At 44.5% G+C, this 17,604-nt stretch carries 15 protein-coding genes; 6 read left to right on the top strand and 9 right to left on the bottom strand.

Features of this window, described 5'->3' with window-relative positions; all coding sequences use genetic code 11:
- Positions 1–6 precede the first annotated feature (6 nt).
- The 4 genes from pncB (at position 7) to JCM15548_RS02940 (ending at position 3,938) form a co-directional block, all read left to right on the top strand.
- A complete protein-coding gene (gene pncB, locus JCM15548_RS02955; protein ID WP_062122380.1) occupies positions 7–1,164 on the top strand; it encodes a nicotinate phosphoribosyltransferase in 1,158 nt (385 codons plus the stop codon).
- A gap of 87 nt (positions 1,165–1,251) precedes the next feature.
- Positions 1,252–1,527 carry a nitrilase-related carbon-nitrogen hydrolase gene (locus JCM15548_RS22720; RefSeq protein WP_062122379.1) on the top strand — a complete coding sequence of 92 codons (276 nt, stop codon included), beginning with the start codon at positions 1,252–1,254 and terminating at the stop codon, positions 1,525–1,527.
- A gap of 84 nt (positions 1,528–1,611) precedes the next feature.
- Positions 1,612–3,117: an NAD(+) synthase gene (gene nadE, locus JCM15548_RS02945; RefSeq protein ID WP_062122378.1), complete on the top strand. Its 1,506-nt coding sequence runs from the start codon at positions 1,612–1,614 to the stop codon at positions 3,115–3,117.
- 11 nt (positions 3,118–3,128) lie between these two features.
- Complete coding sequence (locus tag JCM15548_RS02940) at positions 3,129–3,938, top strand: NUDIX domain-containing protein (protein WP_062122377.1); 810 nt, start codon at positions 3,129–3,131, stop codon at positions 3,936–3,938.
- A gap of 123 nt (positions 3,939–4,061) precedes the next feature.
- Here the strand turns inward: JCM15548_RS02940 and JCM15548_RS02935 are convergent, their stop codons facing one another.
- Both JCM15548_RS02935 and JCM15548_RS22715 read right to left on the bottom strand, forming a co-directional pair.
- Positions 4,062–5,003 carry an AraC family transcriptional regulator gene (locus JCM15548_RS02935; protein ID WP_062122376.1) on the bottom strand — a complete coding sequence of 314 codons (942 nt, stop codon included), beginning with the start codon at positions 5,001–5,003 and terminating at the stop codon, positions 4,062–4,064.
- A 13-nt stretch (positions 5,004–5,016) separates the two neighbouring features.
- A complete protein-coding gene (locus tag JCM15548_RS22715; protein ID WP_062122375.1) occupies positions 5,017–5,319 on the bottom strand; it encodes a helix-turn-helix transcriptional regulator in 303 nt (100 codons plus the stop codon).
- 128 nt (positions 5,320–5,447) lie between these two features.
- Here JCM15548_RS22715 and JCM15548_RS02925 point away from each other — a divergent pair, with 128 nt between their 5' ends.
- On the top strand, positions 5,448–5,990 hold the full coding sequence (locus tag JCM15548_RS02925) for a hypothetical protein (RefSeq protein WP_062122374.1): 543 nt from the start codon (positions 5,448–5,450) through the stop codon (positions 5,988–5,990).
- A 32-nt stretch (positions 5,991–6,022) separates the two neighbouring features.
- Here JCM15548_RS02925 and JCM15548_RS20935 read toward each other — a convergent pair whose 3' ends face one another.
- The 4 genes from JCM15548_RS20935 to JCM15548_RS22705 form a co-directional block, all read right to left on the bottom strand.
- Positions 6,023–6,286, bottom strand: a complete 264-nt coding sequence (locus JCM15548_RS20935; RefSeq protein WP_157482367.1) for a DUF3781 domain-containing protein — start codon at positions 6,284–6,286, stop codon at positions 6,023–6,025.
- 213 nt (positions 6,287–6,499) lie between these two features.
- Entirely contained in the window at positions 6,500–8,866 is a 2,367-nt protein-coding gene (locus JCM15548_RS02920) for a glycoside hydrolase family 31 protein (protein ID WP_062122373.1), read from the bottom strand.
- Between the two features lie 93 nt (positions 8,867–8,959).
- On the bottom strand, positions 8,960–9,796 hold the full coding sequence (locus JCM15548_RS22710; RefSeq protein ID WP_227625368.1) for a helix-turn-helix domain-containing protein: 837 nt from the start codon (positions 9,794–9,796) through the stop codon (positions 8,960–8,962).
- A gap of 184 nt (positions 9,797–9,980) precedes the next feature.
- A complete protein-coding gene (locus JCM15548_RS22705; RefSeq protein WP_227625367.1) occupies positions 9,981–11,393 on the bottom strand; it encodes a ligand-binding sensor domain-containing protein in 1,413 nt (470 codons plus the stop codon).
- A 709-nt stretch (positions 11,394–12,102) separates the two neighbouring features.
- On the opposite strand from JCM15548_RS22705, the gene JCM15548_RS02910 reads away from it, so the two are divergent.
- Positions 12,103–13,728: an RICIN domain-containing protein gene (locus JCM15548_RS02910; protein ID WP_062122372.1), complete on the top strand. Its 1,626-nt coding sequence runs from the start codon at positions 12,103–12,105 to the stop codon at positions 13,726–13,728.
- A 135-nt stretch (positions 13,729–13,863) separates the two neighbouring features.
- Here JCM15548_RS02910 and JCM15548_RS26105 read toward each other — a convergent pair whose 3' ends face one another.
- The 3 genes from JCM15548_RS26105 to JCM15548_RS24965 all read right to left on the bottom strand — a co-directional run bounded on the left by JCM15548_RS26105 (position 13,864) and on the right by JCM15548_RS24965 (position 17,594).
- Complete coding sequence (locus JCM15548_RS26105) at positions 13,864–14,106, bottom strand: DUF3788 family protein (RefSeq protein ID WP_227625375.1); 243 nt, start codon at positions 14,104–14,106, stop codon at positions 13,864–13,866.
- Positions 14,107–14,331: 225 nt separating this feature from the next.
- The gene (locus JCM15548_RS02900) at positions 14,332–15,705 is read right to left on the bottom strand and encodes a DUF6055 domain-containing protein (protein ID WP_083984941.1); all 1,374 of its coding nucleotides are present in this window, start codon (positions 15,703–15,705) and stop codon (positions 14,332–14,334) included.
- Positions 15,600–17,594, bottom strand: a complete 1,995-nt coding sequence (locus tag JCM15548_RS24965; RefSeq protein WP_062122369.1) for a DUF6055 domain-containing protein — start codon at positions 17,592–17,594, stop codon at positions 15,600–15,602. Before JCM15548_RS24965 ends, JCM15548_RS02900 begins: the two co-directional genes overlap by 106 nt.
- Between the last annotated feature and the right edge of the window lie 10 nt (positions 17,595–17,604).

Below are 17,604 nucleotides of genomic sequence, written 5' to 3'. Positions count from 1 at the left end.
ACCATAATGATTATACGTGATTTCACCGACAACGATCTGTATAAGTTCACAACGATGAACGCCATCCAGAAAAAGTTTCCTCTGGCGGAGGTGATCTATCAATTTATTAACCGTGGGAAGACGGTCTTTCCCGAAGGCTTTGCCGAAGCGCTGCGCGAAGAGGTGAATGCCATGAAAAGTCTTTGCCTGGGCAAAGACGCGGAAGCCTTTATCCGAAAAAGGTGCTATTATTTCGATCCGGTGTTCATCGACCTCATTAAAGGGTTTCGTTTCAATCCGGAAGAGGTTCGCATCCACCAGATTGGTGGGGATTTAGACATTGAAATTGAAGGCCTTTGGTACAGAACTGTTTTATGGGAAGTGCCGCTGATGGCCATCATTTCTGAACTCTATTTTAAACTGACCCATCAGGCGGCCGACAATTATGAACCCAAAGCCATTGAGAAGGCTCAGAAATTTGCTGCCATTGGTGCCAACATATCAGAATTCGGGACTCGGCGCCGTTTCTCTTTTGAGGTGCAAAACCGCATTGTGGAAATATTTAAAACGCATCTCAAAACAGGCTTGCAAGGTACAAGCAATTTATATTTGGCCATGAAGCATGACCTGACGCCCATGGGCACCCATCCCCACGAATGGTTTATGTACCATGGCGCCCATTTCGGCTACCGCAAAGCCAACGAAATGGCCATGGAGAATTGGGTAGACGTGTATCAGGGCAATCTGGGCATTGCCCTGACCGATACGTATACCACCGACAATTTTTTCGATAGCTTCAATACCAAATATGCGAAATTATACGATGGGGTGCGCTGGGACAGTGGAGACCCTTTATTGTTCACGGATAAAGTGCTGGAGCACTATTCTGCCAACCGAATAGATCCCCAAAGCAAAAAAGTGGTGTACAGCGATGCCCTCGATTTTGAAAAAGTGCAGGAGATTAAAGCACATGTAAATGGACGGATTAGAGACTCGTATGGAATTGGCACCTATTTAACCAATGATGTGGGTGTAAAACCTTTGAACATGGTCATTAAATTAAAAGCGGCCAAACCCAATGCCGGCGCCACCTACATCCCTACCGTAAAGCTGTCCGACAGCGAGGGCAAATACACAGGTAACCCCGGGGAAATTGAGTTGTGTTTAAAAATGATCCATCCATAAATCCTTATCCAACAAGACCATGACAGGGGGCCCGGACCATGCTCAAAAAATGATTATCTTCGTGCTTTACCCAACAAATCAGCGAATATGAAAATAGCTGTCGTCCAGATGGAAGTGGTTCCTGGACATCCAGATATCAATGTAAAAAAGATGCTTGCTGAAATTAAAAAGGCAAGAGCGGCCGGTGATGAGATGATTGTCTTCCCGGAAATGGCCGTGCCCGGATATTTATTAGGGGATGAGTGGGAAAACACCGCCTTTGTCAAGGATTGTTACCATTACAACGCCGTTATAAAAAAATGCCACACAAGACATCGTAGCTGTGTGGGGGAATGTCGATATAGATACCCGACAAAAAAATGAAGACGGTCGCGTTCGCAAATACAATGCAGCCTTCATCGCTCAAAATGGGGACTATGTCGCTCCGGATGCATTCACAAAACACTGATGCCCAAGTACCGCGAGTTCGATGATGAGCGCCATTTTTATTCCCTGCGGAAGGAGGCAGCGGACAGTGGTTGGCCACTATCCGAACGACTCAAGCCTTTCGAAATAGAATTCAGCGGTGCCCAACGTAAGGTAGGGGTGATCCTTTGTGAAGATATGTGGAGCGACGACTATAGCGTTAAACCCATCGATCTGTTGCTGGAAAACGGGTCAGAGGTGATTGTGAACCTATCTTGCTCACCATGGACCTGGCGCAAAAACAACAAACGCCACTCGGTGGTGCGCCAGCACATCGAAAAACATCCCGTCTATTTTGTCTATGCCAACAACGTGGGCACCCAGAACAATGGCAAAACCATTTTTCTGTTCGATGGCCATTCCACCATCTATAATCCGGATGGCAGTCTCCAGAAAGTAGCCGGTGATTATACCGAAGAAACCATCCAGGCCACGCTATTCGATCAGGACCATCAGGTCCAGTCCGACCCCTCCATAAGTGAGGAGCGCGACCGGCAAGAATTGTTGACAGGCCTGATTTATGGCATTCGAAAATTCTTTGCCAACTTCCCATCAAAAAAGGTTGTCATTGGCTTAAGTGGCGGCATTGACTCAGCGCTGAGTGCTGCCCTGCTTTCTGAGGCCTTGGGTTCGGAAAACGTATATGCCATTAATATGCCCTCCCAATACAATTCCCAAACCACCAAAAATGCGGCCCGTCTGCTCGCGGAAAATTTGGGGATTCATTACACCTCTATCTCCATCCAGAATTCTTATACCAACACCATCCAAGAATTGGAAGCTGCGGTTTTTGAGCGATTGGATGGCAGCCATCAAAAAGTGCCCATTCAACTTTCGGGGCTGAACCGTGAAAACATTCAGGCGCGCGACCGGGGCTCCCGCATTCTGGCCGGAGTTGCTTCAGCCCTGAATGCCGTTTTTGTCAACAATGGCAATAAAACAGAAACAGCCTTTGGCTATGCCACGCTTTATGGGGATATCAACGGCGCTCTGGCGCCCATAGCCGATTTATACAAAACGGAAGTTTACGAACTGGCGCGTTTCATCAACGCGCAAAAGGGTAAGGAATTAATTCCCTCAACCATTTTCGACATTCCTGCTTCGGCTGAATTGAACAGCGAGCAGAATGTGGATGAAGGAAAAGGCGATCCCATCTTTTATCCCTACCACGACAAGCTGGTCCGTGCCTTTGTGGAGTTTCGCTTCGACCCGGAAGACATCCTGCACTACTATGCGAAAGGAACGCTCGGTGACATCATCCATTGTGAGTCTTCTTTGATGGATCATTATTTCAAGGATGCAGAAGCCTTCATTACAGATCTGGAACATAAATGGCGCTTGTTTAAAAACAGCTACTTTAAACGCATTCAGGCGCCTCCAATTCTTGCCGTGAGCAAACGAGCCTTTGGCTTCGATTTGCGCGAGGCGCAAAATGGCACCCACTTCACCCAAGCCTATTTAAAATTAAAAGAAAAATTGTTGTCCTAATACCTTTTGGCATGACACTATACGAAGCATTGCTGGCCGACTATCAATGGCACCGAAAATCAAGGACACAAAAACACCGCTTGTATCCGGCCCGCTTTGAGGTGCCCAACCATAAGGTGCCCTGGTCAACAGACTTTACCGACTACCTCCCCCTGGCTTATAATGCCCCTGGTGTATTGGACCCAAACACCCCATGGGCCGATCCACAAGCGATAAAAGATGTCAAACATCCCTTCATTAGTTTCATGGGCGAAGTCCAATTCAATTCAGAGGGTCTTCCGCTCAACCCATTGGGGCGCACAGGCATCTGCGGACGTGGCGTTCTGGGTAAGTGGGGCGCCAATTTTGCGGCCGATGCCATCATTACAACAGTCAACCCAACAAATGAACTGCTTTTATTGGCCATATCCCGCAAAGACACAGGGGAATATGCCTTTCCTGGAGGAATGGTCGATCCGGGTGAAGATGCCTTGTTCACCCGTAACAGAGAATTGGCGGAAGAACTTTCCATGAGCGAAACAGCGCTCGCCCATCCTCTTTATGAAAGTACCGTATCGCAAGGATACGTTGACGATCCCAGAAACACCGACAATGCATGGTTAGAGACCACCGCCATACATACCCATCTGGCATTCGACGTAGCGCAAAAAATGGTCTTGAAAGCGGGCGATGATGCGGCGGATTTCGCATGGGTTAAGGTTTCAGAAGAAAGCGTGCGAAATTTATATGCCAGTCACGGACTGACCCTTCTAAACGCTTTAAGACAATTGGAAAACAGCAGGCCCGGCTCCATCTCTGAAATCATCGATGCCTTTCAATAAGGAGTTGGTTAGATGTTCTTTATCAATGTTTGAACGATCGAGTGTATAATGTTTTCCATTTTGATATTCAGATTAAAGGTTAAAAGGAGAAACTGCCTCCTGGCAGTTTCTCGTAGGCACTTTTTAAAGGGGTTTCACAGGAACGCAGATATCCACTATAAATTTCCCGTCTTTTGGCTCCTCCGGATAAACCTCAAAACAAGGTTTATCATCGGGTTGATAACCGCTTGTCGGGAACCACTGACCATAAATCCAATCCCAGGCCTCCTGAAAATCCTGAGCGGTGAGTTCAAAACGGGCCACAACATATTTGGCCGCCTCAAGCTCCATTTTTCCGACCTCCCCATCCACCTTGGTGTCAGCAGGTACCGTAATGCAGACGCTCATTCTCAACTTGTCCTCAATGGTCACATTGGGATCATCATGATAAATAATCAGTGATTGAAAATCCTCTCCACCAATTAAACCACGCGGTCCGGCCCAGGTGAACAATCGGGTCCAGATGCTCTCGAATAATTGTTCATTCCCCTTATAAGGGCCAATGTGCCTGATGTAAGCGACTGTCATTTTCGGAAGATCCTTGATCTCCACACTTTTGTTTAGTTTCATATTTGTCCTCCATTTAATGGTTTTTAAATCAGGACAAAGGTAGGGCGTGGCCTTTTCATCGCATTGACGACCCTTGCTGTGCTGTTGACTTAAATTGCTATTTTCATATTTCCTCTCCCTGTATTGCGTAGCAGATTCATTAAAATATTTTTTAAAGTTTCGGGAGAAAATGGCAACATCAGAGAACCCACATTTATAGGCTATTTCAGAAATGCCATCATTTTTATTTGTCCGGACAAGCATCGCCGCTTTCTCCAATCTGACGCACAAAATAAACTGGAAAGGCGTTTCTCCAACAATGGACTGAAAAATCCGGCTAAAATGAAACTTCGAAAAATTGGCCACAGTGGCCAATTCCTCCAATGTCATCGGCTTTTCAAGATGTAATTCGATATAATCGAAAGTCTTGTTAATACGAGACAGGTATTCGGAATAAAGTTTTTTGATCTCACTCATTTCAATATCCTCATTAAATCCCTAAAGTGATATGGTGCTTTACCTTGTGATACATTAAAGTCGCCTTGATGCATGCTTTTAATTCCATTACAGGAATTTCCTGATTAAGCTGAAACACAATGGCCCGAGAGTAACCTTTGCCCTCTTCAGTAAAAATTGGAATGCCCGATTGTTCCAGCGTTCTGATGTCCCGATAAACGGTTCGGATACTAACCTTATGTTTGTCGGCAATAGATCTGGCAGTTACAATCCGCATGGATTGTAACTGCGTCAGGATGGCGATCAATCTGGTTAGTCGTGGCTTATCTTCGGCCATTGAAGTTGGTTAAACTACCAACAAAATAACGAAAAATATAAATAATCAGCGCGCAATAATTTCGAACAAAACATTTAAATTTATGACACAATTAACTTGCTCAATATCCAAAAAGAAAAACCATCATTATGAAAACAACCTTCCTCATCCTTGCCGTATTAATCCTCCTCCTTGTGTTGGTTTACGCTTATTATGGCGGCTTCAAAAAAATCAGCATCCAGGTGGAGAAATCAGGCGGAGAAACCATGGTTTATGAAAGCGTTACCGGAGATTACAGACAGACTCCCAAGTACACAGACAAAATCTATTACGCCTTATTGAACGAAGAAAAAATTGAAACCACCAAAGGCATCGGTATTTTCTACGACAACCCCAAAAATGTGGCTAAAGAACAATTGCGTTCCGAGGTAGGTTGCCTGTTGGACCATGCAGACAGCGCAGTGGTTGCCCAATTATCCGGTCTATACAAGCTCAAGACCTTGCCGGTAGACGATTACATTGTGACTGAATTTCCGATGAAAGGGGGACTGTCATTTATGGTCGGCATTCTTAAAGTCTATCCGGCTTTAAATAAGTTTTCAGTCGAACAGGGCTTCAAGGATAGTCCGATTACCGAAATTTATGATGTCCCCAATAAAAAAATCATCTATCGGAAAGAGGCTCTCAAATAAAAGGACATCCGGCCAAAAGCGCTTCGAGAAAACTACTTCTTCATCACCTCATCCACAGTAATGACCCGAAAAGTATTTCTGTTGATGGTGATGCGCATCCCCTTTTCGGCATTGGTGACATAAATATTTTTACCGATTCGCTGAAAATCATCGGCAGACGTTTTTTGGATGACCTGAAAAAGCAGCTCTTCAATTTGCGCCATAGAGAGCTGACTTTTTAACTTTTTATTGATTCTTCCATAGACAAGGTCTGTGTAACAGATCTTGTCTAATATTTCCCATTTATTGATGCACATAGAATCTCCTGACTTAAAAGAACACCTCACCACCTGGGATTCTCAATTTTACCGGCTGATTTTTTGCCATAAATCATTGTCAAAACCTGAAAGCCAAAATTGGGATTTACAGAATCTGATGCCTTCCCCATTCTAATAATTTCCATTTTTTTACCCGGCACAAAACAAACTTCGCCGGGCTCTAAATCAAGAGCTCAGCGAAGAATGGTAAAACTATAATTTCACTACCACTTTTTTTCCATTGTAATCCACCGTTTTTGTAGTTCCGTCAATGAGGGTAATGGTGAACTTACGGCTCTTAAGCATGCCCTTGAAAGAGCCTTTCCTGGCACCAATGGTCAATTTTCGGGCGGCATTGTTCCATGAAATGGGAATTTCAGAATAAGCACCACTTTCATAATTGTAATTGTCGAATTCATCTTCATATAAAAGGAAGCTGCCATCTGCTCCGTCATACACTTTCAGTTCCAGGTGGTCCCATGGTTTTTCTGTGGCATATTGGACCTGAGGTCCAATAGGCAAAATCGAACCTTCTTTGACATACAATGGGATGATATCAAGGGGCGTTTCCTTACGGATGGTTTGGCCGCCATCCAATTTTTCGCCTGTCCAGAAATCAACCCAGTTGGCACCTTTGGGCAAATAGAGTTCACGGGATTTCGTTTGACTGAAATCGGCTTTGCCATCAATGGTATACATGCTTTCGGTCACAGGGCAAACCAAAAGTGATTTCCCAAACATAAACTGATCGTTGATGTCTAATGCCATGGTATCATCGGCAAAATCCATCACCAAAGCACGTATCATGCTCGATTGGTTGGCTGTGATGTCCCACGAAGTGGAATAAATATAGGGCAACAGACTGTAGCGCAGATGAATGTACTTCTCAATCGCATCATAGATAGGATCGCCCTTTTTCCCAAACTGATAGATTTCACGCGGATAACCCTCACCATGCGAGCGCATCATGGGCGAGAAAGTACCAAACTGCATCCATCGTGCGTGAAGTTCCCTATAGTCGGGATTGTCAAGTGGATTTTTAAATTCCCATAAAAAGAAACCGCCGATGTCGGTGTTCCAATGCGGAATGCCGGTCAGTGAAAAGTTCAATCCTGCAGGAATCTGGTTTCTAAGCGCCTCCCACGAAGCCACCACATCGCCTGTCCAGGTATTGGCCCCATACCGCTGTTGGCCGGCAAAAGCAGACCGTGTCAAAATAAACACACGCTTGTCGGAACTCACCGCTCTTTGGTGGTCGTAAACCCCACCCACCGTCATTAAAGGATAGGCATTGCGGACTTTCCGGAAGGACCCCATGTGGGTCATATTATCATAATCTTCCGGTTGAATATCCAAATGATCCGGTTCGGTAGAGTCCATCCACCAACCGTCTATGCCCAAGGAAAAGAGGCCCTCCTTCAGGTATTTCCAATAAATATCGCGGGCAGCCGGATGATAGGCATCATATACTCTTACCCCCGAAGGATAATCCATGTTGGGTGGCCAACCTTGTATGCCCGACTGCGGCCAGGTGGTAAAATCCAACAGCGCGTCAATCTCCTCCAACTCCTGGTATTGCTTGGTTTTGGGACCAAAGGAGGACCAGATGGATATGATCATGTGAACGTTCATATCGTGCGCATCGTTCACCATTTTTTGAGGATTTGGAAAGCCCGGATTAAGGAATTCCATGGCATTCCAGAGATAGTTACTGCCCCAATACTGCCAGTCCTGTATGATACCGTCAATGGGCACATTCAACTCCCTGAATTTCTTGACCACACCCAGTAATTCATCCTGACTTTTGTAACGTTCACGACTTTGCCAGAAACCATAGGTCCATAACGGGAACATGGGCGCCTGTCCGGTCAGGTTACGCATACAGGCAACAACGCCATCGGCGTTTTTGCCGTACATAAAATAGTAATCAATGCCATCACCAACTTCTGATTCAAAGGAGGTTTCTTGCTCGTTATCCGCAAAGGTCGTCGGCGAATAATTGTCCCAAAACAGGCCATAACCCTTAACCGATTGGAAAAAGGGAATAACGTCCTCCGTATTCCCCTGAATAAGGTACTTTGTTTGGTTGCGTTGTGACATTTTTCCGTTTTGCAGAATCCCCAAACCATAAATTGCTTCGTCTTTTTCCAGCACATAAGCTTGCTTAACACGTAAGGTTTCTTCTTCAACATCCTTGAAATCGACAAAACTCACGCCCTTTTCTTTTTCCTGCAGTAAAGACCGGCCACTCAGATCGAAAAAGGAAATCTTTCCGGTTTCCAGGTTGATAGAGACTTCCATTTGGTCACTTTTAACCTGGGCAAGTTGGCCCGTCTGCTTAACGGACAACTTTAAATTTTGAGGTTCTTCAATAACAGACAGGCTATTCTTAACAAACTCCCTGCCTTCAGGTGACTTTATTATTCGAACCGTTGTTGGCGTGTAGAATTGAACCTCCACATCCACTGAATGAATGGTGGTTTTAAGACCATTTGGCGTCTCCTGAAAATTTTGGGCCATGGCTGTTGTGCTGAAAAAAAGCAACACCATAAAAATTTTTCCCACTGAAATCATTTTCATAATTATCAATTTTATTAACAATAGAAATATCTATGGGTAAAAGTAGGCATACCATGCAAGAGCGAACAACACGCAGGTTGAAACCAGCAACAATTATGTTGAATTTTTGATGTTTTCAGCATATTCGGATGGCCGGCACCCATACATTTCCTGAAAACACTTACTAAAGTAACTTGAACTGCTAAATCCGACTTTTTCCGCTACCTCTGTGATACTAAGGTCCTCCTCAAGTATTAACCGGGCGGCCCGTTGCAATCGAATTCTTCGAATAAAGGAGGAAGGAGATTTGTCCATCAACAAAATCAATTTCCGGTAAAGACCCGTGCGATCCATACATAAATCGCGACTGAGCTGCGCAACGGAGTAATTGGGCTCATATAAATTTTGTTCAACCACCTTAATGGCCCTGGATAAAAACTCGGCATCAGCGGGGCTCAATGGGTTAGTACCTTCAGAGTGTTTAAGGTTGGTCGCTTTTTTTGACGTATTGGATTCCTTTTCTCCTTCCAGCAACTGTTGTTGTTGAATAAGGTGGCGAATTCTCTGTAAAAGCAATTCCTCCCGATGCTTTCGTTCCCACTTTTTCCTAGTGTAATTCAAGTATAAAAACACACTTAGGGCCATGATTAACAAAACCGAAATGGCATATAAAGCATAAGCTGTTTTCGTTTTCCACCAGGGCGCATGAATGATAATCTTCAGTTCTGAAGCTGTGGCATCCCATTGGTTATTGTTATCTGAAGCCATAACACGAAACAGGTATTCTCCCGGAGGCAAATTGGTATAGGAAACACTAAGGATACCATTGGTCCGAAAATTTTCACTACCGGAAAAGACCTCCATCCAGTCGTTATCGATGCCCGCCAATTGATACCGGTAGCGTGTCTGAAACGGATTCAGATAATTGAGAGCTGAATATTCTAAAGTCAAAAAGTTTTGATTGAAAGAAAGCTCCATCTCTTTGGTGTAAGGCGTAGCTCGGGCCAATATTTTTCGTCCCTCATAACGATTCCCGGCTTCAATCCTTTTCCCTTGAAGGAAAAGTTGGTAAATACAGGCTTAAAAGGCAAAGGAGGAGACGAAATTCGCTCCGGTTTAAGGAAATTAAAACCATTTACCCCGCCAAAATAAAGGTCCCATCCCGCGCTTCAAAGGCTGCGCCATCTGCATACTCCCCTTCGAGCGTACCATCGAGCGAGTTATAATTAATAAATTGAATGTTTTCATTCACGGAGTCAACCAGCACCTTTGACAGGCCATAACTGGTGGTTATCCAAAGATGGTGCTGCCGGTCTTCCAGTATGGCATGAATAAAATTATTACTCAAACCATCCTCTGTAAAAAACATTTGTTCCTCCTGCTGCTCCGGCCTGACAAGTTTTAATCCATCCGGTGTGCCTAACCATTTCCAGCCTCTCCCATCCATATGAAAAGCCGGATAGGAATGCCCTTGGAATACCTGCCTTGTATCTTCATTGAGTTTTTCAAAGACCTGGTTGGGTAGCAAATCCCTGGAAACAGGAAGTAAGTTATAGCCCGACGCTTCGAGTGCCTTAAACTGATAAAATTCGGTTTCGGTCCTTAGGTATATATTCCCAAAAGCATCCTCAGCAAAGGATTGCACAATAACATCATTCACAGATGATTCAGGAAAGTAAGTGCGTCCAATATGGACAAACTTATACCTTGAGGGATGATGATACAACAATCCCCTATTAAAAGTCCCCAACCATAAGCCACCCTGTTTATCAAAAAACAGGGTGCTGACTTCCGTATGAATGGTACTGCCGTTAACTGTCTTCAGGTTGGGAAAGTACTGCTTATCACCCTTTTTTCTATCAATAACCCAAAAGCCATTTGTACAACTGATATAGGCCCTTCCATCCCCGGCTACAACCAAGGTATTCAGCGTATATTCTGTTTCAAGCCATTTTTCCCAACTGCGCTTTTGGGGATCAAAAAAGAAAAATCCCCCCTTACTTCCATTCCGCAATTGAAAAAAGCCGTCATTCCCCTTTACTACCAGTGAAGTGTTGCTAAAATGCGCTTGTTCATCTACCGGATAAGCCGACTCCACATAGCTCTTGGCTTTTGTTTTCAGATCATAACAAACAACCGCGCCAGTATTGTAAAACAAATACAAATGGTCCTTATCGGATGCCAAATCCTGCAATCGACCTATATTGTCCGATATTTCAAGCAACTCAGACGTATCGTATTGAAGAAGCCCCTCTGCTGTTAAACACCACCATCGCTGCTCAGAATCCACAAAAAAGTCCTCCACCTCTTCATTTATGCCCCGTTGCTTAAAGTATTTCCCCAGATCCGAAAGGTATTCTTCCTGATGCAGATCAACACACATCAGTTTTTGCGCATCCTTTATCCAAAGAAGAGAATCCTCAGATTGGTACATTCGATAATGGCCATCATATTTTTTTAAGGGATGTATATCAGAGGTTTTGCGATGAATATACTTAAAGCGAAAACCATCATAAACATTCAGGCTTCCGCTTGTTGTAAATACCATACGCCCATCAGGGAGTTGTAGAATATAACGTACCTGGTTATCACTCAAGCCATGAGAAACATTGATCGTAGAAAATAAAAAATCACTTGCCGAGCCACATTTGTGGCCAACAGGAACAGGGTAATAATATTTGCAAGGCGACTCATATCATTTCAATCAAAATACAATCAAAAAAACTCCCAATAACGATAAAACCAGCAAGCCATCACCAACTTTACCACAAAAAGAGGGGGTAAATTTAGCATGGAAATGTTAACAAAACTAATTGACCATGGGTTTCTCATTGCTAAACAGCGACAAGGAGATAATAAATGACTTTTCCCATGCCCCCGGGAGAACCAATGGATGTATATACATTTTAACCATCTTGGATAACAAGGTAGGAAATATTAAAAATAAAAACACGGGGATTTAACTTTCAACAAGGGTTTACGGATGACTAAATCTAGAAATACACAAAACTGTATAAAAATTAACATACATTTAAAATATTTACATATATTGCGCCAATGCGAAAAACAGGCAACAAGGCCTAGTTTTTAATTTAATAATTGTATTCCAATCAATTACACAAAAAATCAACAAATATTACCAAAATAACTACTTTTTAATATGTAAAAATTATACAAAACCCAATCCTCTACAACTTAATTCTTTTAACCAAAAAACGAAAAATCATGTCGAAGTTTACCAAATTATCCCTGAGTATTTGCCTTATACTATTGGTACTATTTTTATCAACGATGCACTACTTGCATATACAAACGAAGTGCGTCAATCGGGAAACAGTTATGTCTGGCGCATTAACAATGTAGACCAGGGCACTACTACCGATTTAGCAACTGCGATTACAAACTGTATTGGCACCGGAAACCGTGAGGTACATATTTTAACTGGTGGAACCTTATCAGGAACCATTTTCCTCCGTCCCGGTCTCACTTTCTACGGCCATAATAACACCTTCACCTCGGGCCACGGCGGCAACGGCTTTCATATTGAAGGTTCCGGCCCCATCAGCATGTATGATTTTACGTTGAACAATTATGGCGGAGGCATGGGGATTCGTACCAGCAGAGCCGGAGATCTGACGTTTCAGAATATTACGGTTAAAGGTGGTGGTATTGGAATCCGTATTGACAGTCACCCCAGTCGCCCCTACGAAGAAGGTCGCTGGGTCAGCAATGTAGAAGTTATAAATTGCACATTTGAGGACAATGGCAGTCATGGGCTGGAAACTTATGGCGTAGATGGCTTTTATGCAGACGGAATTGTGGCCAGAAATCTAGGTGGATGTGGCGTTCTTCTAAATAAAACCATCAATGGAACCATCGGAACGGTGGATGCCTATAGATGTAGCTATGGCGCGGGATATGCCGGCTTGCGGCTTGCCAATAGCTGCAGCAACGTAGTGATTGATATGTTGTATGCCAATGAATGCGGCCGGGGATTTTTTGTCCTTTCCGGCAGCAACAACATCCAATTAAAAAACTGTAAAATCACCAACTGTGTTGATCAATGGGGCACTGGTCGGGGAATTTGGTTGGAAAACACCGTCAACTCGAGGGTTGAAGCCGGCTGTTGCGACAGTGGTGTAACGGTTACCGGATCAGGCAGCTATGCCAATGTAAGTACGACCTGCAACGGTTTAGAGGGCACTTATCAAATCAGGAATCGGGGAACAAGTCTGTACCTTGACGGCATGGGACGCACCACCAATGGAGCTGATTGCGGACAATGGGCCAACACATCTCATGTCAATTCTCAATGGGAAGTTATCAGCAGAGACGGCTATTACCAATTGCGCAATGTAGGTTCCGGCTTATTTATAGATGGTATGGGACGTACCTCCAATGGGTCTGTGGCCGGACAATGGGCCAACACCACTCATGTCAATTCACAATGGAGCATCGAAGTCTACAGTGGCGATTATGTGCGCATTCAGAATCGTGGTACCGGCCTGTTTCTGGATGGTATGGGATATACGACCAATGGATCTGTGGCCGGACAGTGGGCCAACACTACTCATGCTAATGCACAATGGCTATTGGTTCCGATTTTAAAATCGGCCAGCATATCTGCTGAAAATGTTGATGTTGAAGTCAGTGAAATCGCCATGTTCCCCAATCCTGTGGTATCCAGTCTGACCATCGCAATACCGGGTGATTACGAACAAGTAGCCGTTCAGGTATTTGATATCAGTGGAAAAACAGTATTAAGCACAGTAGTTTCCGGTGGAGAATCTGAATTGGATTTATCCATGTTTACTCCGGGTATTTACCTCGTAAACATTTCCGGCGACGAGTGGTCGGTCAACCAAAAAATTATCAAAAAATAACCTTATAAACATCCTTATCAGTATTTTGGGTTAAGTTGTAGAACTCTTTATTTCAATAATCATAGAAGCCTGCTAGTCAACTGATTGTTGGTTAGTAGGCTTTTATCATTTACAAAAATCAAACATGTTCCCTTTTCATTTTAGCCCCTTCTTATATTTTACAATTTCATAAAAATCAACCAGCTGATCATCCGACACGATATCAAAAACCAAGGGAATCAATTTCCCAATGGGCTTTGCACTCTCAAGATTCTGCTTTAATTCGTCATCAATATTCAAGGACAAAACGCCAGGTTTGGTTTTTTCGGTGAAGTAAAAACTTGTCCTTATAAAACCGTCCCAAACCGAAAGCCAAAAAACCGTTTTTTTCTTAAACACTGCCGGTGACGTCCTCCAAAACGGAATCTGTCGGTACAACTCCTTCATCGCGGAGAAGTAGAATTTCAGCGTCTGGTTTCATAAATCGATCCTTTAAGATAGAATTTTAACATAATACCAAATTTATCAATTTGTTCGAAAATTTCCTATATCGCCTGTAGGAAAAAAGCTGCCTGACAGGATTCATTCCTGTCAGGCAGCCCACTCCCATCTCAAATGGTTATTTTATTGTATCAACACCTTTTGCGAAACAACATATTGTTTAGTTCTTACGCTCACGACATAAGCACCAGGTGCCAATTGACTGCTATAGCTTCCGCTGCTTGCATTTTCATTAACCACACAACTGCCCGCCACATTGTAAATACGAATATTCGCGTCGGTTTGAATGTTACCAATGGTCAGCGTGCGATCATCCACAAAGATGTCCAAGCCTGCTTCCGATGCATGATTCAGAGGAAGGGATGTCACCACATTGGCATAGCCAAATATATTGGTATTATTGAAGCTCACCTGATAGGGCCACTGTTCATCGTTGTCGTCATTGTCGTCCCAGGCATGCCGCCAGTGCTCACTGGGAGCACCAGAAACCACCAGCCAAAGTTTGCTGGAATTGGCGGGACAGTCAAAGCTGATGCTTCCTTGGCCTTGGTTGACCGACATGCTGGCAGCCTTTACCTCACTATACACACGGGTACCATCTTTCAGAAGTGCCACTAAACCGTAGCGCCATCCATCCAGACCCGCATAATTTTTCCGATAACCGTCGATTCCTGCCAATCCCTCAAAATAAACGGTGATGGTTTTTTCCGTCGTCGGTGCATTGAGCCGAATGATGTTATGTCCATAGTTTTCGACACAAACAGTGGGATCGATTCGCCACACATTGTCCCCTTGATTATTCATCTTTGTCTGCGGACGTGAAGCAATTACACCAGCTCCCAAAGCTTTTAATTTGGGAATGTCCCAAGTGGCAAACCGGGCCGCACTCTCCCACATTTCATCGTTAAACTGGCTCTGCGAGATGCCTGTAATTCTTTTGTAAGTCTCCACCGGATCTTCTGGCTTAACCGACTCGTTCCACAAACGGCCTATGATATCGTTGCCATGCAGGTAAGTCCAGTAATCCTGAATAAAGAAGTTGTTGTAGCGGGGCGATTCATGCAAAACGTGCTTATGAACATTACTCAAATATCCGCTGAACCACTCATTGGAAAACTGTTGTGAAGGGTACACTTTGTAAGCCTGCCATTGCGCACATTGTTCCCACCAGCCGTTTCCGCCGGAAGCATTAGCGCCAAATCCATACATCCAGCCATTCATATCGTTGTTGTCGCAATGAACCTGGTACTGGAAACAATGCCCCACCTCATGGGCCACCGTCTGTCCCCCTCTCGATGTTATGGCCGGAGTGGTCAGTGTCAATAGTCCTATCGTATTATCCACCCCCGATCCGGAGGCCTCCCAATCCGTTGAGTAACGCAGTCGAATAATCATTTTATAGGTATCCGTTTTGGAGGCACCACGCTGGATAAACTTGAGTGAATCCGCATAATAAACAAAACTCTTTTCGGCAATTTCCAGACAATCGTCCACCATGCGCCGGGGTCATCGCCATATCCAGGTTCCCAAAAAATAATCCAGTTTTTCGATTGCTTACTCCGCTCAATCGACCAGTTGTTGGATGGGTCATACACATCCCCCATCATCCACGTGGGCACATAGATTTGTTTGCCCACACTTTTTGTGACCGTCTTTAGTCGGGCAGTAGCGCTGTTAATTTGTATCAGTGCCAACCCCAAATCCTGATAACTGAGCTCAGCTGCCTCAATGGCATCTTGAAGTTGCGTTATTTCATCGGCCTTGTCCAGAAAACCCAAAATTCGCTTAGCATCATCAATGGCCTTTTGCAGATTTTCATAGGCGGTGAAGGAAGTATTGGCTGTGGTAATCGCCTCGTCGATGACCGTTTTGGCAGCCGTCAGATCATCAGCCACCAGCGGATTGGCCATAGTGGCTGCCTGCGCCTGGTCAATAGCCGTGTTCAGACCCTCACTAGAGGCCGTGTTAACGTGCTGAGTAAGCAACCACTGAGCTTCTTCAATACGGTTATTAATGGCAATGGCCAGATCGTCAGAAGTAGTCGCCCCCAGATATTCCAACCTGAAATTATCAAACAGCACCCAATAGCCCGTTTGCTGAAAATCGGATTTGGCACCAATGAGGAGACTGGCCCCTTCGTTGATGAGGATATTTAACAATTCCATCTCGTAATTGCCTCCCGATGCGTTAGAGAACATGATTTCCGCACTGGCCATAGTGTTGACATATCCATTTTGCGAACCGGCACCCGTATAAGTATGCTCGTACAAGGAGTTAAAGGAGGTGTTTACTTCTGAATAGCCCGCAGTTTGTGCATAAAATTGCGCATAAATCGTTTCACTTCCGGCTTGGTAGGCAGCACCGCCATCGTTGCTCTTTGGACGCTCAAAACCTTGTGCTTTTAAACGGTATTTTCCTGCTGGCAGTCCACTCACCACCTGATACATATTGAAAGTCTTCTGATAGAACTCCACCTCGTGATAGTTCACAGTACCCGCACCTTCCCACCCGGAGGAGGTATTGTTGTCGAAACCGGCATTCACAATAAAGTGAGTCATGTCGAGCGGGGCGTCGGAAGACGCATTCGCATATTGATAGGTACTTATGGCCGTTTGCAAATCTTCAATGGCCTGCGTAATTTCGGTCGCCGAGGTGCTCGACAAATAGCCCTCTGCTTTGGTAATGGCCGACTGAAACACATCGGCGCCATTGGCCTCAACGTCGTAAAGAATTTGGGCTTCATTGATTAATTCTGATAATGCTTCGGTATTCACCACCTCAACAGCCTCGTAAAGCATGAAGTCATCAAAACCAAAACGATTGTCCAACCAACGAAATCGAACCATAAGGCTGCTATAGGCAGGATTGGCATTGGTGAAGAACACATGGTTCTGCGTCCAGATGCCACCTTCGCCAACCTCCGTGGTGTTAATGACCACCTTTGGTTCGGCCGACGAGGTTTTATCGTTGGTAAGGGAGGTCTTAAGGTACAATTCCGACCCGGCTGCTGCAGAGGCATTGAGGTACTTCACATGATAAACGAAAAGATAGCTCTTGCCTGCTTCAATGGACCATCCGGTGCCAATGGATCCTGACGAGCTGCTGTTTTCGTTGGTCAGTCCAACCAAATACTTCGAATTGTTAATGCCACCTGAGGTGGCCATATTGAATTTAGCGGATGTGAGCGTCGCGGCCGACGAAGTCGCATCCGTCCAGCCAGTAAAGCCGTTTTCAAAGCCGGGATTGGCTATCAGATTCCCGCTTAAAAGCTCGTACTTTTTACCATCAATGGTTAGGATTTCCCCCATTTGGTTGGCAGAGGCGGTCAAAAGACTGACAAATACAAGCCATATAACCAGTCCGTAACGATGTAGATGTTTTTTCATAATATTTTTT

This window comes from Geofilum rubicundum JCM 15548, from assembly GCF_000974365.1.
GTDB classification, from domain to species: Bacteria; Bacteroidota; Bacteroidia; order Bacteroidales; family Marinilabiliaceae; genus Geofilum; species Geofilum rubicundum.
Note: the sequence above shows the minus strand (reverse complement) of the source record. Positions and strands in the feature narration are given on the sequence as shown.